Annotated in this window: 14 protein-coding genes; 9 read left to right on the forward strand and 5 right to left on the reverse strand. The window is 64.3% G+C overall.

Annotated elements, in window-relative coordinates; translation table 11 throughout:
- Positions 1-2: 2 nt before the first annotated feature.
- Complete coding sequence (locus tag OOT43_RS17645) at positions 3-863, reverse strand: outer membrane protein assembly factor BamD (protein WP_266021986.1); 861 nt, start codon at positions 861-863, stop codon at positions 3-5.
- A gap of 101 nt (positions 864-964) precedes the next feature.
- Here OOT43_RS17645 and rluD point away from each other — a divergent pair, with 101 nt between their 5' ends.
- Genes rluD through OOT43_RS17660 form a run of 3 tightly spaced genes read left to right on the forward strand, consistent with a single transcriptional unit; the run spans position 965 to position 3,475 of the window.
- Entirely contained in the window at positions 965-1,912 is a 948-nt protein-coding gene (rluD, locus tag OOT43_RS17650; protein WP_266021987.1) for a 23S rRNA pseudouridine(1911/1915/1917) synthase RluD, read from the forward strand.
- Positions 1,909-2,634: a peptidoglycan editing factor PgeF gene (pgeF, locus tag OOT43_RS17655; protein WP_266021988.1), complete on the forward strand. Its 726-nt coding sequence runs from the start codon at positions 1,909-1,911 to the stop codon at positions 2,632-2,634. The genes rluD and pgeF overlap by 4 nt, the downstream gene beginning before the upstream one ends.
- A gap of 22 nt (positions 2,635-2,656) precedes the next feature.
- Positions 2,657-3,475, forward strand: a complete 819-nt coding sequence (locus tag OOT43_RS17660; protein WP_266021989.1) for a ZIP family metal transporter — start codon at positions 2,657-2,659, stop codon at positions 3,473-3,475.
- Here OOT43_RS17660 and OOT43_RS17665 read toward each other — a convergent pair.
- From OOT43_RS17665 to OOT43_RS17680, 4 genes are all read right to left on the reverse strand, one after another.
- Positions 3,462-5,342 (reverse strand): potassium transporter Kup, encoded by a 1,881-nt coding sequence (locus OOT43_RS17665; protein ID WP_266021990.1) that lies wholly within the window; start codon positions 5,340-5,342, stop codon positions 3,462-3,464. The two genes, OOT43_RS17660 and OOT43_RS17665, sit on opposite strands and share 14 nt — an antisense overlap.
- A 75-nt stretch (positions 5,343-5,417) precedes the next feature.
- Positions 5,418-5,735, reverse strand: a complete 318-nt coding sequence (locus OOT43_RS17670; RefSeq protein ID WP_266021991.1) for a P-II family nitrogen regulator — start codon at positions 5,733-5,735, stop codon at positions 5,418-5,420.
- Positions 5,732-8,797 (reverse strand): efflux RND transporter permease subunit, encoded by a 3,066-nt coding sequence (locus tag OOT43_RS17675; RefSeq protein ID WP_266021992.1) that lies wholly within the window; start codon positions 8,795-8,797, stop codon positions 5,732-5,734. Before OOT43_RS17675 ends, OOT43_RS17670 begins: the two co-directional genes overlap by 4 nt.
- Positions 8,794-9,948, reverse strand: a complete 1,155-nt coding sequence (locus OOT43_RS17680) for an efflux RND transporter periplasmic adaptor subunit (protein ID WP_266021993.1) — start codon at positions 9,946-9,948, stop codon at positions 8,794-8,796. Before OOT43_RS17680 ends, OOT43_RS17675 begins: the two co-directional genes overlap by 4 nt.
- 349 nt (positions 9,949-10,297) lie before the next feature.
- Between OOT43_RS17680 and OOT43_RS17685 the strand changes: the two genes are divergently transcribed.
- From OOT43_RS17685 to OOT43_RS17720, 6 genes are all read left to right on the forward strand, one after another.
- A complete protein-coding gene (locus OOT43_RS17685) occupies positions 10,298-10,828 on the forward strand; it encodes an Hsp20/alpha crystallin family protein (RefSeq protein WP_266021994.1) in 531 nt (176 codons plus the stop codon).
- A 151-nt stretch (positions 10,829-10,979) separates the two neighbouring features.
- Positions 10,980-11,645 (forward strand): DUF1614 domain-containing protein, encoded by a 666-nt coding sequence (locus OOT43_RS17690; RefSeq protein WP_266021995.1) that lies wholly within the window; start codon positions 10,980-10,982, stop codon positions 11,643-11,645.
- A 17-nt stretch (positions 11,646-11,662) separates the two neighbouring features.
- Positions 11,663-14,119 carry a sensor domain-containing protein gene (locus tag OOT43_RS20480; RefSeq protein WP_317134011.1) on the forward strand — a complete coding sequence of 819 codons (2,457 nt, stop codon included), beginning with the start codon at positions 11,663-11,665 and terminating at the stop codon, positions 14,117-14,119.
- A gap of 51 nt (positions 14,120-14,170) precedes the next feature.
- Positions 14,171-17,137, forward strand: a complete 2,967-nt coding sequence (locus OOT43_RS17710; RefSeq protein WP_266021996.1) for a bifunctional diguanylate cyclase/phosphodiesterase — start codon at positions 14,171-14,173, stop codon at positions 17,135-17,137.
- A gap of 102 nt (positions 17,138-17,239) precedes the next feature.
- Entirely contained in the window at positions 17,240-17,755 is a 516-nt protein-coding gene (gene pssA, locus OOT43_RS17715) for a CDP-diacylglycerol--serine O-phosphatidyltransferase (protein WP_266021997.1), read from the forward strand.
- 206 nt (positions 17,756-17,961) lie between these two features.
- Positions 17,962-20,097, forward strand: a complete 2,136-nt coding sequence (locus OOT43_RS17720) for a beta propeller repeat protein (RefSeq protein WP_266021998.1) — start codon at positions 17,962-17,964, stop codon at positions 20,095-20,097.
- The last annotated feature ends 47 nt before the right edge of the window (positions 20,098-20,144 follow it).

The raw sequence follows: 20,144 nt of genomic DNA on the forward strand, positions 1-20,144 counted from the left end.
CGCTACTTGTCGAAGCCGACGAAATCCCAGACCTCTTCCATGACCGTGCGTTCGTAATCCTCGTCCTTGCTGAGGCGGCCTTCGGCGTAGTTCAGCGCGTAGACGCGGGCGATGTCGTCCGCCATCTGCGGCATGTCGAGCTGGCGGTAGGCGTCCTCCATGATCTTGAGCGCGTGGGGGATGGCCTGGGTGCGCTGATACTTCTGGACCACTTCCGCGGAACGCCGGATGGCCGCCACATAGGCCCGGCGCCGCATGTAGTAGTCGGCCGCATGGATGTCGTACATCGCCAGGTTGTTGCGCAGGGCGATCGCACGTTGCTTGGCGTCTTCGCGGTAGACGCTGTTGGGGAATTTGTTGAGCAGCGTTTCGAAATCGTTGTAGGCATCGCGCGCCGACCCCGGATCGCGCTGCGAAGAATCGGTCGGCAGCCAGCGGTCGATGAAGCCGATGCCGCGGTTGTAGTTGATCAGGCCCCGGAGATAATAGGCGTAGTCGACATGGGGTTCGGTCGGATTGAGCTTGATGAAGCGGTCGACCGACGCGATCGCCGATTCCGGCTCGTTGTTCTTGTAGTAGCAGAAGGCCACGTCGATCTGGGCCTGGGTGGCGTATTCGCCGAACGGGTAGCGGGCTTCCAGTTTCTCGTATAATTTGATTGCCTTCTCGTAGGAACCGTCCATCATGGCGTGCTTGGCTTCGGCGTAGAACTGGGCCGGGCCCCAATCGGCGTGCTCATCCTTGATGTCTGCGTCTTCTTCCTTGCCCGCTGACCAGAACGGGAAGCTGGAGCAGGCGGTGAGTCCGGATACCGCGCTTCCCAGCAGGGCGGCGATCAGTACGATGCGGCGGGGGAAACCCATGAGCGGGAAACTACCTCGTGTGTGCGTTGGACGGGTGCGTCAGCCATGCGTAAGGCCCCGCAGTATAACCGTATTCACAGACCTTTTCCTCTTTCCCTGCCGTGACCCGAAGCCGAACCCTGACGACCGAAATACCGCACGAACTGGCCGGCCTGAGGCTGGATCAGGCGCTGGCGATGCTGTTTCCGGATTTTTCCCGCGCCCGCCTGCAAACCTGGATCAAGGACGGCCATGCGCTGCTGGACGGCGTTCAGGCGATACCTCGCCAGCGCCTGCTGGGCGGCGAGCGCATCGAACTGCGGGCGGAGGCCGAAGAAGTGGTCGAGTACGCCGCCGAGGCGATTCCTCTGGTCGTCGTGCATGCCGACGCGTCGATTTTCGTCATAGACAAGCCCGCCGGCTTGGTGGTGCATCCTGCGACGGGGCATCCCGATGGAACGCTGCAGAATGCCCTGCTTCACCTCGATCCTGCCCTTGCGGCGATTCCGAGATGCGGCATCGTGCACCGGCTGGACAAGGACACCAGCGGCCTGCTGGTGGTCGCCCGTACGCTCGAAGCGCACAAGTCCCTGGTGGACCAGCTCAAGGACCGCAGCGTGAGCCGCGAATACCTGGCCCTGGTTCAAGGCACGGTCACCGCCGGAGCGACGATAGACGAGCCGATCGGACGCCATCCTTCCGACCGCAAGCGCTTCGCCGTGCGTCGGGACGGCAAGGAGTCCGTGACTCACTACCGGGTGGAGGAGCGTTTTCCGCACCATACCCTGCTGCGGGTCCGGTTGGAAACGGGGCGTACCCACCAGATCCGGGTCCACATGACTCATCTGCATCATCCTCTGGTCGGCGATCCGGTCTACGGCGGCCGCGCGCGCATCCCCGCCGGCGCCGATCCGGCGCTGATCGAGGCCCTTCGAGGGTTTTGCCGGCAGGCCCTGCACGCGGCGCGGCTGGGGCTGATCCATCCCGAGACGGGCGGGGAGATGGCCTGGGAGTCGCCGCTTCCCACGGATTTCGAAGCCTTGCTGCGTCTCCTGCGGGGTCTGGCGTGACGCTCTGGATCGAGCCCGACTGGCCGGCGCCGCCGGGGGTACGGGCGGTGTCGACCCAACGCCGGGGCGGTGCGAGCGCGGGGGCTTATGCCGGCCTGAATCTCGGAGCCCATGTTGGCGATGAGCCGGAAGCGGTCGCCGCGAACCGCGCATTGCTGTGCCGCAGGCTCGATCTGCCGGCAGAGCCGGCCTGGCTGCGCCAGGTGCATGGGAGCGATGCAGTGGAAGCCGGTGTGGAACCCGAGCCGGCCGCGGATGCCAGCTACACCAGGGGCGTCGGTGTCGTCTGCGCGGTCATGACGGCCGATTGCCTGCCCGTCCTGCTCTGCACCCGCGACGGCGAGGGCGTGGCCGTCGTCCATGCCGGCTGGCGGGGCCTGGCTGGCGGCGTGATCGAGCGCGCCGTCGATGCCCTGGGTTCGGGTGAGTTGCTGGCCTGGCTCGGTCCGGCGATAGGTCCCGCGGCGTTCGAAGTCGGTGAAGAAGTGCGCGCCGCCTTCCTGGCACAGGATGCGGAAAGTGACGCGGCATTCCGGGGCAGGGATAATGGCCGCTGGCTGGCCGATATTTATCTGCTCGCCCGGCTGCGCCTCCGGCGCCTCGGCATCGGCGACGTCTACGGCGGCCACTGGTGCACCTACAGCGACGAAAGCCGCTTTTTTTCCTACCGGCGCGATGGAGTGACGGGCCGGATGGCCACGCTCATCTGGCGCGACCGCTAAACACCTTCGAACCTTTCCGCCGATGAGCGTATTACTCTGGATCTTGCTGTTTTCTTTGCTGGGCGGCGTGCTCAGTGTCCTCGCCGCCTCGCTGTTCCTCCTCATCCCGGAAGATCATCACCCGCATCTCTTGCCGCATGGCGTCAGCTTCGCCCTGGGCTCCCTGCTCAGTGTGGCGTTCCTGCACCTCATTCCGGAGGCCGCCCAAGGCGTCGGCGTCGGCAACGTCGAGATGCTGTTCGCCACGGTACTGGCCGGCATCCTCGGCTTCTTCATCCTGGAAAAGCTGCTGTTGTGGCGCCACTGCCATGCCGGCGACTGCGAGACGCACGGCGAGGGCCACTTTCATCAGCCTGCCGGCACGCTCATCGTCATCGGCGACGCAATCCACAACCTGGTCGACGGTGTGCTGATTGCGGCGGCTTTCCTGACCGACGTCCGGCTCGGCATCGTCACCAGCCTGGCCGTCGCCGCCCATGAGATTCCGCAGGAAGTGGGTGACTTCGCCATTCTGCTGCAAAGCGGCTACGGCCGGACCCGCGCGCTGTGGTACAACCTGATGTCCAGCCTGGGGACGGTGGTGGGCGGGGTGGCCGCCTATTTCGCGCTGGAGCGGATGAATGGCGTGCTGCCTTACGTGCTGGCACTGGCGGCGTCCAGCTTCATCTACGTCGCCGTCGCCGACCTGATTCCCTCGCTGCACCGCAGGACGCATCTCGCCGCGGCCATCCAGCAACTCGTCATGATCGCGGCCGGCATCGCCCTGATCGTGACGGTCAACCATTGGGCCGAGGGCATGCATCCGGAGACGCCCAAGACGGCTCCCCTCATATCGCGATGACGGTGCCGAGTTCCACCACCCGATCCACCGGCAGCTTGAAGTAGCCGGTCGGGTTGTAGGCGTTGCGGAACATGGAGATGAACAGGACTTCCTCCCAGCGGTTCAGGCTTCGCTCGGCGGAACGGATCAGCGTTTCCCGGCCCAGGAAGAAAGTCGTCTGGTCCAGATCGATGTGCAGCCCGCCATGGCGGCACAGGTTCAGCATGCGCAGCACGTTGGGCCGCTCCATGAAGCCGAAGCGGGTCGTGATGCGGAAAAAGTTGTGGTCCAGGGCCTCGATGGTGATTTTTTCCTTCTCCGCCGCGTAGGGCTTGTCGAGCGTGCTCATGGTGAGCAGGATCACCCGCTGGTGTATCACCTGGTTGTGTTCGTAGTTGCGCAGCAGGGCGAAGGGGAGGCTGAGGTTGCGGGCGGTCAGGAAGATCGCGGTGCCGGCCGGCCGGAACGGCGGCGGCTCGTCGGTCAGCCGCTGCAGGAACCGGCTCAAGGATTCGGACTCCTGTTGCAGACGGGCGAACAGGACGTCGCGGCCTTTTTTCCAGGTGGACATGACAATGGCCAGGATCAGACCCAGGCTCAGGGGGATCCAGCCGCCGTCGCCGAGCTTGGCGAGATTGGCCGTCAGGAAGGACAGGTCGACGGACAGCAGCACGGCGCCGGTGAGGAGCAGCGCCAGGCCCGGCCAGCGCCAGGTGTCGTGGGCGACGACCAGGGCCAGGAGAGTGGTGACCACCATGGTGCCGACCACGGACAGTCCGTAGGCCGAGGCCAGGCTGGAAGACGAGCCGAACACCAGCACCAGGGCCAGTACCGAGACCAGCAGCAGGCGGTTGACCGCCGGGGCATAGATCTGGCCCCGTTCGGATTCGGAGGTGTGGACCATGCGCTGGCGTGGCAGGTAATCGAGCTGGATGGCCTGGTGGGTCAGCGAAAATGCGCCTGAGATCACGGCCTGCGAGGCAATCACCGTGGCGATCGTGGCCAGGCCGATCATCGGGTACAGCGCCCATTCCGGGACCAGGAGATAGAACGGATTCTGTACCGCTTCGGGATTGCGGATCAGCAGGGCGCCCTGGCCGAGATAGTTCAGGATCAGGCCGGGAAACACCACGGCGAACCAGGTGGCGCGGATGGGGATCTTGCCGAAATGGCCCATGTCGGCATACAGGGCTTCGGCACCGGTGACCGCCAGCACCACCGCGCCCAGCGCGGCAAAGCCCATCCCCTGGTGCATCGTAAGAAAGCGGAATCCGTACAGCGGATTGAATGCAGCCATGACTTCAGGGGTCTGGCGCATGCTGTCGAAACCCAGCGCGCCGATGGCCAGGAACCACAACAGCATGATGGGGCCGAACAGCTTGCCGACGCGTTCCGTCCCGCGGCGCTGGATCAGGAACAGCGCCAGCAGGACCAGGATGGACCCCGGAACCACGTAATGCGACAGTGCCGCGGCGGCTACCCCCAAGCCCTCCATCGCACCCAGCACCGAAATGGCGGGCGTGATCATCCCATCGCCATAGAACAGCGCCGTGCCGAACAGGCCCAGGACGATGATCCAGGCCCGGTGCTTACGCCGGTGCCGCTGCCGCAGGGCGAGGGCGGTCAGGGCCATGATGCCGCCTTCGCCGTGATTGTCGGCGTGCATGACGAACACCACGTATTTCACGGCCACGATGATCAGCAGGGCCCAGAAGATCAGGGATAGCGCGCCGAAGATGTTCTCCGGCGTCAGCGGGACCGCATAAGCGCCGCCGAAGACTTCCCGCACGGTATATAGGGGGCTGGTGCCGATGTCGCCGTAAACCACGCCCAGGGCGCCGGCGGACAGGGTCAGGAATCCGGAAGGTTTCGATTTGGTTCGGTCCATGGACGTAACGTGGCTCCGGGTCGGAAGGAAACGGCGGCTGCATGTCGCCTCCGCGCGAAGATTACCCCAGCCGGATCAGCTTTCCCACTGGCCGGTGCTGATGCGGGCGCCTTTGCCGACGTCCAGCATGTAGACGGTGCCGGCGCCGGGCTGATGGGTGTTGGCGGTTTCCATGATGACGGCGGCGATGCGGTCGGCCATGTCCTCGGGTGCGAAGATCTCGATCCGTTTCTTCGCCATGAACGGGCTGAAGTCCTGGGCGGCGCTGGCCTTGCTGCGGCCGAAGCCTTCGCAGTCCGACACGCTCATTCCCGGAAATCCGGGGATGTCGAGCAGGGCCATGGTGAGCTTGGACAGCATGAACGGCTGGATATAGGCGCGTATCTCTTTCACGAGGCGGTTCCTCCGAAGCGCCGGTAGAGTACCGGGAGCAAAGTCAGGGTGAGCGCGGTGGCGCTGACCAGACCGCCGATGATGACCACCGCGAACGGCCGTGCCGTTTCCGAGCCGACCGAGTGCGAGAGGGCCGCCGGAAACAGGCCCAGCATCGCCATCAACGCGGTCATGACCACCGGCCGCAGGCGGCTCACCGAGCCGTCGATGATCGCATCCGTCATGCTGCGCCCTTCCATCCGCAACTGGTTGATCCGGGACAGCAGGATGACCCCGTTCTGTACCGCGATGCCGAACAGGGCGATGAAGCCCACGGCGGCCGAGACGCTCAGGTGGATGCCGGTCGCCAGCAAGGCGCCGAGGCCGCCGATGAGCGAGAACGGCACGTTCATCACGATCAGCCCCGCGTGGCGCATCGACTTGAACGTCCAGAATAGCAGAAGAAAGATCAGGAGCAGGCTGATGGGCACGATGACGTAAAGGCGCTTCATGGCCCGCTGCTGGTTCTCGAACTGGCCGCTCCACAGCAGCCGGTAGCCGGGCGGCAGGCGAACCTCGCGGGCGACGCGCTCCTGGGCTTCGGCCACGAAGCTGCCCTGGTCGCGGTCGATCAGGTTGCACTTGACGGCGATGCGCCGCCGGTTGTCTTCGCGGCTGATCCGGGAAGCTCCCTGGTCTACCTTGATGGCGGCCAGTTCGGCCAGCGGCACGCGGCTGCCCTGGGGCGTCGCGATGGTGAGATCGGCGATGGCGCCGACCGAGTCGCGTGCATCCTCCTTCATCCGGACCACGACGTCGAAGCGCCGCTCGCCTTCGAGAAAGCGGGTCGCGGTCCGGCCGCCGACAGCGATGCCGAGGGTCTCCTCCACGTCGTCGACGCTGAGGCCGTAGCGGGCGATGGCGGCGCGGTCGACCTCGATCACGGCCTGGGCCAGGCCGGACTGCTGTTCGGCGGCGACATCGGTGGCGCCGCGGATCGAGCGCAGGATATGGGTGACCTGATCGGCCTTTTCCTGGAGAACTTTCAGGTCGTCACCGAATATCTTCACCGCGATCTCGCCTTTGACGCCGGAAATCGCCTCTTCCACGTTGTCCTGGATCACTTGCGAGAAGTTGAACTGCAGGCCGGGGAAGATGTCGAGTCTCTGCTGCATGGCCTCCACCAGCTGGTCCTTGTCCGAAAAGCGCCAAGTGTCCTTGTCATGCAGGTCGATAAGGACCTCGAGATTGTTGAAGCCTTTGGGGTCGGTGCCGTCTTCCGGCCGTCCGAGCTGGGTCGTGATCGAGCGGGTTTCGGGAAATTCCTGCAGACGGGCCCGGATGTCGCGCTCCAACTCCTTGCCTTTGGTCAGCGAAATCGGCGTCGGCAGGGTGATAGTGAGCCAGACGTTGCCCTCGTCGAGCTTGGGCATGAACTCCGTGCCGATGAAATGGACCGAGCCGCCGGCCAGCGCCAGCAGCAGGCCGCTGGCCGCGAACAGTCGGGCCGGCCGCCGCAGGATGCCGGCCAACAGGCGGCGGTAGCCGCGCTCCATGAAATTCACCAGAGGGTTGTGGGCTTCCGACAGACGCGGTCCCAGCAGATAGGTCAGCAGCACCGGGATGAGGGTCAGGCTGACGACGAGGGAGCCGAGCAGGGCGAAGCTCAGCGTGTAGGCCATCGGCGAAAAAATCTTGGCTTCCACCCGCTGGAAAGTGAAAATCGGCAGGAAGGCGGTGATGATGATGGCTTTGGAGAACAGCACCGGCCGGCCCATTTCGATGCTGGTGTCGAGCAGGGTTCGCCGCATTTGCGGCAGGCCCGCTTTGCGGTCGAGATCGAGCGAGATGCGGACGATGACCGCTTCCACCAGCACCACCGCCGTGTCGACGATGATGCCGAAATCGATCGCGCCCAGCGAAATGAGGTTGGCCGAGATGTGCATGGCATCGATGAGGATGAAAGCGAACAGCAGGGAGAGCGGGATGACCACGATGACCACCAGCGCGGCCGCCAGGCGGCGCAGGAACACCACCAGGACGGCGAGGATCAGCAAGGCCCCTTCCAGCATGTTGTGCTCGACCGTGCGAATGGTGTGATGTACCAACTCGGTCCGGTCGTAGAACGGCACGATCGTCACGCCTGTCGGCAAGCCATGCCGGTTCAGTGCGTCGATTTCGGCCTTGACGCCGCTCAGCACGTCAAGCGCATCGCGGCCCTTGATAAGCAGCACCACGCCCTCCACCACGTCATCGAGCCGGTTGAACCCGACGATGCCGGTGCGGGGCTGCGGCCCGACGCTCACGGTGGCAACGTTCTGGACATGAATCGGCACGCCGTCGCGGGTGGCGATCACGACGGATTTGATTTCGTCCGCCGACTTCAGCAGTCCGACGCCCCGGACGACCAGCGCTTCGTAGCCGTGCTCGATGTAGCCGCCGCCCGTGTTGCCGTTGTTGTTCGCCACCGCCTGATAGACGTCGTGCACCGTCAGCCGGTAGTCCTTCAGCCGGTTGGGATCGACCTGCACCTGGTATTGCTTGACGCCGCCGCCGAACGACACCACGTCCGCCACGCCCTGCACGGTGCGCAGGCGCCGCTCGATGACCCAGTCCTGCAGTGCGCGCTGCTCGAGCAGGGACAGGTGGGGAGCCTCGATGCGGTAGCGGTAGATTTCGCCGACTCCCGTACTGAGCGGCCCCAGGCTGGTGCTGGCCGAGGCAGGCAGGCCGACCGCGCGCAGCCGCTCCAGCACCTGCTGCCGGGAAAAATAATCTTCGGCATCGTCGTCGAAAGTCAGGGTGACGACGGACAGCCCGAAGATCGAGACGGAACGTAGATTGATGAGGTGCGGCAGGCCGTTCATTTCGCGTTCGATCGGCAGAGTCACCAGCTTCTCGACCTCTTCCGGCGCTTGGCCGGGAAACTGGGTGACGACCTGCACGAAGACGTTCTGCACGTCGGGAAAGGCCTGCACCGGCAGCTTTTCGAAGGAGAGGATGCCGCCTGCCGCCAGCAGCACCGCCAGGCCGAGGATGAGCAGGCGTTGCTGCAGGCTGAATGCGATGATGCGGTGAATCATGGCTGTTTCTTTTCGGTGCCAGGTGCCGTGTCGAGTTCCGAGCGCAGCAACAGGGCCCCATCGGTCACGATGCGCTCGCCGGGCTGCACGCCCTCGAGCAGTACCGCCTCCTTCTTCAGCCGCAATCCCACCCGGACCTCGCGTTTCTGGTAGCGCCCTTCACCGAGGGCGACGAACAGCCAGTCCGATTCGCCTTCGGTGAACAGGGCTGTCAAGGGCACGACGATAGCCTTGTCGTCGGGCGGGCTTTCGACCTCCACCGAGGCATACATGGATGGCAGCAGCTTGCCGTCCGGGTTGGGCAAAAGGCAGCGCACCTTCACCGTGCGCGTCGTCTCTTCCACGACCTTGCCGATGTAGTCGACCCGGGCGGGGAACCACTTGTCCGGATAGGCAGGCACGGTGAGCTTGACGTCCTGGCCGGGATGGATCACGGCCAGATCCTTCTCGAAGACATCCAGCAGGACCCATAGCTTGTCCAGATCGGACAACACGAACAACGGCGTGGTCAGGTCCGGACGGACTTCCATGCCGGGATTGACGTTGCGCTCGGTGACGATACCGGCGATCGGTGCTTTCAGCGTGAAATGGTTGTCGGGGCGTTTTTCATGTACCCCGAGATTCGCCAGCCGCAGGCGGCTGCGTTCGGCTTCGCTGCGCGCCCGCTCCAGCGCGTCCTCGGCCTGGTGGAATTCCTTGTGCGGGGCGATGCCATTGTCGTACAGGTTTTTCAGCCGCTCGAAATCGTGTTCCGCCAGTTTCAGGTCTGCGGTGGCCTTGGCGTATTCCGACTGGGCCTGCCCGAGCTCGGGGCTGTCCAGTTCCAGCAGGGGAGTGCCCACGCCGACGGCGGCGCCGAGCTGCGCCGGTATCGCGATGACACGGCCGGCGATGGGCGAGGACACACGCACGGTACGGGCTTCGTCGTAAGTGATCTTGCCGGCGATCGGTTCCAGCAGCGGGCGCTGTTCGGGAACGGCTTCCGCCTCACGGATGTAATGGATCTTGGGCGAGTCCGCCGGGAGTCGGAGAATATCTTGCGGGTTGGCGGAAAGTTCGGCCCGGTCATCGTCATCGGCGCCATGGCAGGCTGCGAGCAGGAGCGCCAGCGCGCAGGGGCGGAGCCATTGCCACAGGCGATGGAATTTCATGTTGTCGGACTCCTGGGGATTGGCCGTAGCGGCCTTGGGGTTGTCGAAGGGGCTGTTCGTCGTTCCGGCCCTGCCGGACTCGGAACGTTGGTCGAGCCAGTGTATAGAGCAATATTCACGCCCGCTGAACCGATATCTTCAAACTGGCCGATATTGCGGATTTTAGCGTCCGCCGTGTGAAAATCATCCGAACATGCCGTTCCGCTACGGTGGTAAATCCCCGTCCACAAGGGTACTTTTGGACCGATACCGCTATACTTAGCGGCGTCGGCTCAATCGACGACAGATCTCAAAATCCGGGCGGTGCGCTCGGCCTCAATGTTCTTGACTGTTGTTGGAGGTGCAAGTCATGGCCAAGAAAGAACAGCATGGGAAAGAAGCGACGGGAAAGGAAGTGAAGGCTGCGGAGCCCGTGGCGACGAGAGCCTACCCAAGCCCTTGGGACGAGATGGAGCGATGGATGGAGCAGGTGTTTCCGGCCGGATGGCTGGAACACGAACCCTGGGCGATGATGCGGCGGCCCTGGCCCTCCTTGCTCCGGGCCGGGCTGCCCAGCGTCCGCGTGCCGAAAGTCGACGTGATCGACCGGGTGGACGAAGTGGTGGTCAAGGCGGAATTGCCGGGCGTCACCAAGGACAACCTGGAGGTTACGCTGAGTGAGGACATGTTCACACTGCGAGCTTCAGCGCATGCCGAAACCAAGGAAGAGCAGGGGCAGTATTTTTTCCGCGAAATGAGCCGCGGCGAATTCAGCCGGACCCTGCGTCTCCCGTGCGCCGTGGACGCGGACAACGCCAAGGCTTCCTTCAAGGATGGGATACTGGAGGTGACGATTCCCAAGGCGGCGGGCAGCAAGCGCCAGAGCGTCAAGATTGACTGATTGCCGGCATCGGGGCCGGAGAACCCCCGTTGGGCCGGCCCCTGTAACGAATATGCCGCTTGCGCCATGGCCGTTTCTCTCGACCAGCGCTTATCCACAGGTAAAGACGAGAACGGTGTTCGCCATACGATTTCAACGATAAGTCCAGGCCATGCGCGGTCCTTTTTCCCCCGTATATTTTCTGTTTTTTGCCGGCTTGCTGCTGTGGATCATCTTCAGTATCAATTTCCAGATCATTGCGCTGACTTTCGAAAAGCTCGGCCTCGACCCGTCGTCCGCCCTCAGTCTGGTCCTGACTTCCCTGCTGGGCAGCGCCATCAATCTGCCGTTGGCCAGCATCAAGGCGGACAAGCCTCCGGTCCCTCCACCACAGCCGTTCCGCGGGTTGCTGCGCCTGCCGGAAATTCCGTTCACCGGGCGGACGAAAATCGTTGTCAACGTGGGTGGCGGACTGGTCCCGGTCGCGTTTTCGTTTTACCTGCTCGCCAATAACGGCATTCCGCTGCTGCAGCTGGTGCTGGCGACGGCAATCGTCGCGGCGGTGGCGTATGGTTTCAGCCGGCCCATTCCCGGCTTCGGCATCGGCATGCCGATCCTGATCGCGCCTCTGGCAGCAGCGCTGGTTGCCCTGGTGCTGGGCGGGGAGCACCAGGCGCCGGTCGCCTACATCGCCGGAACGATGGGGGTGCTGATCGGGGCCGATCTGCTGCGCATTCCCGACATCCGCCATCTCGGCGCGCCGGTGGCTTCCATCGGCGGTGCGGGAACCTTCGATGGCATCTTCATGACCGGCCTGGTCGCCGTCCTTCTGACCTGACGGGCGGAGCAGGTAAAATGGCGAGGATCGACGGGCGGCAGAGGGGGGAGGCGGAGCGGGCCTCCGGTCTTTTCCCGGCGTCGGAAAGCCCGCCGGTTGGCATGTACATTCTGGATCAGCATCCGGACGGCCATGTCGTCATCGTTGATGCCAGCCCTGAAATGGAAGGTATTCTCGGATCGAAGCTTGCCCGTCTGCTGGATGATGCCGGCTGCGCCGACGCGTTGACGAGGCCGGAGCATCTGACACTGGCAAGACTTCGACTGGAGACGGCAAGGTGCCATCTGACGCCGCTCAGAACGGAGTTCCGGATCGACCACCCCGCCCGGGGGCCGTGCTGGCTGGAGGCAGTCGCCCTGCCCGAGCGGCTCTCGAGCGGCACGACCCGGTGGCGCGGTTTCCTGACGGACGTCACCGAACGCAAGCGGGCCGAGGTCCGGGCCGGGCTGGTCGGCGAGGCCTTCGACCATCTTGCCGAAATGGTCTCGATCTGTGATGCCGAGGGACGGTTCGTCTACGCGAATGAGGCGTGCCGACAGGCCTTGGGCTACGGCACGGAGGAGTTGCTGAACCTGTCGGTTGCCGATGTCTTGCCAGACCTGGCGTCACAGTCCTGGGTCTGCCATTTCCGCGAAGTCCGGGAAAATGCCTCCATCCAGAGGAAAACCATCCATCGGACGAGGGACGGACATCGGGTGCCGGTCGTGGTTGAGGTCCATTATCTCGAGCACGACGGTTGCGGTTACCTTCTGGCATTGGTGCGCGACACCAGCGTCCTCAAGCGGAGGGACACGGCGTTGCTCCGGCGCGAACGCGAATTCCGCTCGCTCGCCGAGAACTCGCCCGACAGCATCATGCGGTACGACCGGGATTGCCGCGTCGTTTATCTCAATCCCAGTCTGGAAAACACTCTGCTGTTTTCCGCCAATGACATGGTCGGCAGGACGCCCACCGAGCTTCATCCCGGCGACGATCGTTTCGAGGCTTACGAGGGCAGGCTCAGAGCGGTCATCGCCACCGGCAAGGCCGACGAAATAGAACTCCTGCTGCGGGGAACGCACAAAGGTCCCCGCCTGCTGCACATCCGCCTGGTGGCCGAGCGCGGTCCGGACGGCGAATGTATCGGTGTGCTGGCCGTCGGCCGGGATATCACCGAGGTCGACGAATACCGGCGGCGGATCCAGCGCCTGGCGTTCTTCGATCCGCTCACGGATCTGCCCAACCGGGCGCTGCTCAACGACCGCATCCGCCAGTGCCTCACCGACGCCGCCGGCCGGGGCAGCCAGTTCGGTCTGATGCTGCTCGATCTGGACCGCTTCAAGGAGGTGAACGACACCCTCGGGCACAGCGCCGGCGACAGGCTCCTGTGCGAGGCCGCCCGGCGTTTGAATGCCTGCGTCCGCGGCTACGATACCGTGGCGCGGCTGGGTGGCGACGAGTTCTCGATCCTGTTGCCAGTGGTGCGCGACCGGGGCGATCTCCACACCATTGCCGGCAGGATACTCGAGGCCTTCGGCGAAGCCTTTACCATCGAAGGCAAGGAGATGTTCGTTTCGGTCAGCATCGGCATCGTCCTGCATGCGGAGGGCTGCTGTGATGCGGACAAGCTGTTCAAGCAGGCGGACTTGGCCATGTATCATGCCAAGAAGCAAGGCAGGAACAACTTCCAATTCTACGCCGAGGAACTCGCCGTCCGGGTGTCGGACCGTATGGCCATGGAAGGGGCGCTGCGCAGGGCGCTCGGGAATGGCGAACTGGAACTGTACTATCAGCCGCAGGTGTCCTTGCCGGCCGGGCGCATCGTGGGCGCGGAGGCCTTACTGCGGTGGCGGCATCCGCAGGAAGGAATCGTGACACCCGACCGTTTCCTTCCCGTCGCGGAAGAAACGGGGTTCATCCGCGATCTGGGCCGCTGGGTCCTGGCGACGGCCTGCCGCCGGGTCGTCGACTGGCACCGAACCATCGATTCTCCCTTCAAAGTCGCGGTGAATCTTTCCACCCGGCAATTCACCCGCAACGACCTGCCCGGTGAACTGCAACGCATCGTCCAGGACACCGGCTGCCGCCCGGAATGGCTGGAGCTCGAAATTACCGAGAGCCTGCTGCTCGGGAACGATTCCGAAGTCGGTGCGGCCTTGGAAGAGCTTCATGATATGGGCTTCGCCATTTCCATCGACGACTTCGGCACCGGCTATTCGGCCCTGAGCTATCTGAACCGTTTTCCGCTGGACCAGATCAAGATCGACCGTTCTTTCATCCAGGGTTTTCCCGCGCACAAGGAAAAGGCGGAGCTGGTCAAGGCCATCATTTCGATCGCGGGCGCCTTGCAGCTGGAGGTGATCGCGGAAGGCGTGGAGACGCCTAGCCAGGCGGAATACCTCTACGCCCAGGGCTGTCGGCTGGCGCAAGGGCACTTGTTCGGCAGACCTGTGCCGCAGGACCGGTTCGAGCTGCTTCTGGCGGGCAGCGCCTGAGCCCGCCTGTTTCCGGGACATTCACGCCGTATGCTTGAGACGGAGGCTGAGTTGGAACCTAAGCAGGCCGCGGCATGGGACAACGTCATGTTCCGGACCATGATCGAGTGCTTCCAGGATCAGGTGGTGACGGTGCACGACATCGAAGACCGCGCACGCATCATCTACGCGAACGAAGCGGCCTGCCGCCATTTCGGCGTCGGTCTCGAAACCTTGCTGACCTGGTGCCCGCTGGATTTCGATCCCACACAGGACGAAGAATCCCTGAGCCTCTTCCTCGAACGGCATCGGCTAACGGGGGGAACGACGTTCGAGACGCTCCACAGAGTGGCGGGTGGGACGGAGATCCCCGTCGAAGTGACGGCGAACCTGTTCGAGCAGGAGGGAAAGACTCTGGCGGTCTGCATCAGCCGCGACCTGCGTCCCCGCCGCGAAGCCGAGGCGCGCATGAAGGAACTCGAGAGGCTTCAGGCTGAGCGGGAAGGTCTGGACCGTCTTGCCCGTTTTGCCCAGTGCGCACCGGGGTTCATGTATACCGTTGAGGCGCGCGCCGACGGAAGCCTGGCCATGACTTACGCCAGTTCCGGCGTGGAGGACATTCTCGGGCTGAGCGTGCAAGCGGTCCTGGAAGACATCGGCCACATTCACTCGCGCATCGTTCCGGAAGACCGCGACCGGATTCTTCGGCATAAGGCGATTTCGGCCCGCGAGCTGCTTCCGTACGAGGAGGAATACCGCATCCATCACCCGGTCAAGGGCGAGCGGTGGCTGGAGGCCCGGTCCGTGCCGGAGCGGCGGAAAGGCGGCGCCACCGTGTGGCATGGTTTTCTGGTCGACATCACCGAGCGAAGGCGGATGGAGGAGACGTTCCGGTTCATTGCCCAGCGCAGTTGGGCTACGGACGGCGAGGCATTCTTTTCCGCCATTGCGCATTACCTCGGCAAGACCCTCGGCGTCGATTACGTCGTGATCGACCGGCTGATCAGGGATTCCGAACTCGCCGAGACCGTCGCGCTGTACGCGCGGGGCGAGGATCTGCCCAATGTCTGCTACACGCTTGCCGGAACGCCGTGCGAGAACGTCATGGGCCGCAGTCTGTGCTGTTTTCCCCGCCGGGTCCGTACGCTGTTTCCCGATGACCTCATGCTGCAGGATATGGGGGTGGAAAGCTACGCCGGCGTGCCGCTGTGGGATTCGGCGGGAACCGCGATCGGCCTGATCGCGGTGATGCACGGCAAGCCGATGGCGGAGACGGAGTCCGTGACCGCCCTTCTGCAGCTCGTGGCGACCCGGGTCGCGGCGGCCCTGGAACGCGACCGCTCGGAGCGGCAGCTCAAGGCGCGCGAACAGGAGTTCCGTTCCCTGGTCGAGCACTCGCCCGACACCGTAGCCCGCTATGACCGGGACTGCCGCCGCATCTACGCCAACCCCAGGCTGGTGGCGGAGGCGGGTGTGCCTCTCTCGGAACTCTTGGGGAAAACGCCGGCCGAGTTCCCCGGCGGCGAAAGCGCCCGTGCCTACCAGGCGAAGATTCGGCAGGTTTTCGAAGCCGGTGTGCCGGAGGAGTTTGAGCTGAGCTGGAAAACGGCTCAGGGGAGCGACCTGGTCTCCCATGTCCGGCTGACGCCGGAGTTCGGGGTTGACGGCGAAGTCATGCACGCGCTGGCGGTCGGGCGGGACATCACCGAAATTGACGCTTATCGCCGGCGCATTCATCACATGGCTTTTTTCGACACCCTGACGGGGCTGCCGAACCGGGAAATGCTGAACAAGCGGATTCGGCAGGCCATGGATGCCGCTTCCGGCCCCGGCCGGCAGTTTGCCCTGATGATGCTGGACCTGGATCGCTTCAAGGAAATCAACGATACCCTGGGCCACGGGGTCGGCGACCTGCTGCTGGAAAAAGCCGCCTACCGTCTGCTGGGGGCCGTCCGCAGCGGCGATACGGTGGCGCGGCTGGGCGGCGACGAATTCGCAGTCCTGGTGCCGGACCCGGCCGGCGGCCAGGAACTCGCGACGCTGGCCGGCAGAATGCTCGGCGCCTTTGCCGAGCCTTTTCTGATCGAGGGCCGGGAGCTGTTCGTTTCCGCCAGCCTGGGCATCGCGCTTTACCCCAGGGACTGCACCGGAATCGAAACCTTGTTCCGCTACGCCGATTCCGCCATGTATCACGCCAAGCGGCAGGGAAGGAACAACTTTCAGTTCTATTCAGCCGACCTCACGGCGCGCGCCTCGGAACGCATGCGAATCGAATCCGCCCTGCGCCGGGCGCTGGGGCGCGACGAACTGGAGCTGTACTTCCAATCGCAGATTGACATGACTTCCGGGACCATCGTCGGCGCCGAGGCGCTGCTTCGATGGAACAGGCTGGGGCATGGCGTCATGCTGCCGTGCAAGTTCATCCCGGTGGCGGAGGAAACCGGCCTGATCGTCGGTATCGGCGAGTGGGTGCTGGCCAGGGCCTGCGAGGCTGCCGTCGCCTGGAACGGCCGGCGCGAGCGTCCTCTTTCCGTTGCCGTGAACCTTTCCACCCGGCAGTTCATCCTGAACGATCTTGCCGGCACCGTCCGGCGCATCCTCGACGAGACCGGCTGCCGGCCGGAATGGCTGGAGCTGGAAATCACCGAAAGCCTGCTGCTGGAAGACAGCAGGGAAATCCGATCGACGCTCGAAGCTTTCGACCGCATGGGACTGTCGATCGCCATCGACGACTTCGGTACCGGCTATTCCGCCTTGAGCTACCTGCATCGCTTTCCGGTGAAACGGATCAAGATAGACCGGTCTTTCGTCCACGGCGTTCCATCCGACCGCCGCAAATCGGAACTGGTCAAGGCCATGATCTCGATCTCTCAGGCACTGGGCCTGGAGGTGCTGGCGGAAGGCGTGGAAACCCCGCAACAGGCGGTTTATCTCCAGGCTCACGGCTGCCGGTTGGCGCAGGGCTATTTGTTCGGCGTACCGCAGCCGCTCCTGGCCTTCGATGCGTTGATGGGAGAGGACTGGAGCGCTTTTTCCTGACCCCCGCCGTTGCAGGAGGCAGAGGCTGAAGGCTGCGACGCGGGGTTGTCATTTTTCCATGCTATTCAAGGAAGGATCACTACTACAGGAGGGAACGCCAAGATGAACATGCTGCGTTTGTTGTGCTGGGCCGATGCGCTGACCATCGCCAATCTGAGCTGCGGGGTGTCGGCGATATTCGCGGCTATCCAGGGACATCCGGAAATCGGCGCGGGGCTGATCGCGCTGGCGGTGGTCTGGGACTCGCTGGATGGCAAGGTGGCGGCCTGGACCCACCATACCGGCCGCGAGTTCGGCAAGCAGCTCGATTCGCTGGCCGATCTGGTCTCCTTCGGCGTATCGCCGGCCTGCCTGTTCTTCACCATGAGCGCGCCGTCCTGGCTGGCCGTGCCGCCGCTCCTGTTCTTCGTCGCCTGCGGCATGCTCAGGCTGGCGCGCTACAACATCTCCACGGGCAAAGGCTTCGAGGGGGTGCCGATCACGGTCAACGGCGTCCTGTTTCCGCTGCTCTACCTGCTGTCCGTGATTTTCCCGCCGAGCCTCAGCGCCTGGCCCCTCGTGTTTCTGGCGATGGGTCTGCTGATGGCTTCCGGCCTCAAGATCAGCCGATTGTTCTGAACGCCACCTGTCCGGATCATCCCATTCACCTGCGGGGCAGCCGTCTATCGCCATGGAATGGACATTTGTTATCTTCCAACTTAAGTTATTACATGTAATTTTACATGTGCCGACAGGGGGATTTCCGGTCTCTCCTGAAGCCCGCGGCGAGTCAAGGGCTTGGCGGCGTGTCTTGGCGTGTTCGACGTGGACGGAATGAGGTGGAGATGATGACTTCGGTTTGGCAAAGGCGAGTGGGTGGGTTGGCGCTGATGTTGGGATTCGCCGGCGCGGCCGGCGCCGTCGGGGATTGCGCGGTGAACTGGACGGCCCGAACTGCCTCGGGGGTGAGTTCGGCGCTCGAGTCGGTCGCGTGGTCCGGCACGCAGTTCGTGGCCGTGGGGGATGGTACCACGATAGCGACCAGCCCCGATGGCGTCACCTGGACGAAACGGCTGGTCGCCTGCGGGTCGGCTAATTTTCAGGACATCGCCTGGTCCGGCAGGCGGTTCGTCATGGTAGGCGCCGGCGGCTTGATATGCAGCAGTGCCGACGGCGTCACATGGTCGTCGGTGACCGTGACGCCCGGCAACACAAATACCCTGTTTGCTGTCACTTGGGCGGGCAACCAATTCGTCGCCGGCGGGCAAAACGGTGTGGTGCTCACCAGCCTTGACGGCATCAATTGGACTAATCAGGGCTCAAAGACTTCTGCGACGATCAACGCGATATCCTGGTCCGGTGAGCGATGGGTGGCGGTGGGATCCGGGGGAGCCATTCTGACCAGCAGCGACGGCCTCAGCTGGCAGACCCAAACGTCCGGCACGACAAACAACCTGAATGCCGTTGTCTGGTCTGGCAACAAATTCCTGGTGGTAGGGCAAAGCGGCAGGCTTCTCACCAGCGCCGACGGTGCCGCTTGGACCAGCGCGACTATCAACGGCGGCAACAATCTCTTCGGCCTGGCCTGGTCCGGCGGCGAGTTCGTCGCCGTGGGGTTCGCGGGTTCGCTCATCAGCAGTGCCGACGGGGTGAACTGGTCCTCGCGGACCTCCGGCGCGACGGGGAATCTCCGCTCCGTGACGTGGTCCGGCGAGCAGTTCCTGACGGTGGGACTTGGGGCGACCATCCGGGCCAGTGCCTGTCCCTGGGGCGACGGCCTCAGCCTGGCGAACGACCGCTGGACCCAGATCGGTCTGCCGGCGCTGCCGGACAATGCCACGGTGGCCGGCGTGTTCGGCGGCCTGACCGGCACCTACAACGTCGATTGGTCGGTATGGCGCTTTGACGCGGGGACCAACAGCTACGTCAACCTGCCGAGCACTTCGACCGCGATGGATCAGAGCACGGGGTACTGGTTGAAGAGCATCAACGGTGCCGCCACGCCGAGCCTGGCCGGCACCGCCACCCCGTTGGCTACCGCTAACGCCAATTGTCCATCGGCGGGAGGCTGTTACGAACTCGCGCTGGTCCCGGATCCTAGCGGCGCCACCACCCGGGCCAATCTGGTCAGTTTCCCGCTGCCCTATCCGATCGGCTGGTGGGATGCCCGGATCGAGGTGGACGGTGTCGCCTACACGCCTTCCGCCGCAGAACTCGCAGGCTACGTCAGCAAGACCTACTACGTGTGGAACGGCAGCAGTTACGACAGCTATGACGACGTCACCGCCGGTGCCACCGGCATGCTGCAGCCCTGGCAGGGCATCTGGGTCACGGTGCTGCCGAACGCCGTCGAACATACGGTCAAGCTGCTGATCCCGGCCATCCCCAAGGTCAGCCAGGCGCCCGCCGAGAGCCCTGCTTCGTGGGTCCTGCGGGCGCTGGACTGGCTCATTCCCGCGGCCATGGCGGACGCCGCTGTGCCCGCACGGGGTGCCAGGACTCCAGCCTATGGCGATGGGGCTGTCCGGGACGACTGGTATGTGCGCTTCGTCGTCGAAGCGCCCGAGGAGAAATTGGCTGATCGCAATACCCTGCTCGGTCAGCTCCACGATACGCTGGCGGGTTTCGATGCGCACGACCTCCCGGCTCTGGCTCCGTTCGGTGCGCCTTATCTCAGCGCCGTTCTGCCTCACCCGGAATGGGGCGAACACGCCGGGGACTACAACTCGGACTACCGTCCGGTGCCCGCCGGGCTTGGCACCGACCGCTGGGAACTGCGGATCGACACCGACCGTGCGCGCAAAGTGCGGCTGCGTTGGGAAGGGCCCGATGCCGTCCTCCGTCGCTCGGTGTTGATCGATGGGGCCACGGGCCGGCGTTACAACGCGGCTTCCGCCCGTCTCAAGCGCGACGGGCTCTGGCTGGAACTGAGCACGGGCGGCCACCGGTTTAGCTGGGTCTACAAGGGAGGCCGGAAGTAAACCGGCCGCCTGGACGACGAAACCTTGCGTCCGGATCTCGCTTTGTT

Source organism: Methylococcus mesophilus, from assembly GCF_026247885.1.
Lineage (GTDB): Bacteria > Pseudomonadota > Gammaproteobacteria > Methylococcales > Methylococcaceae > Methylococcus > Methylococcus mesophilus.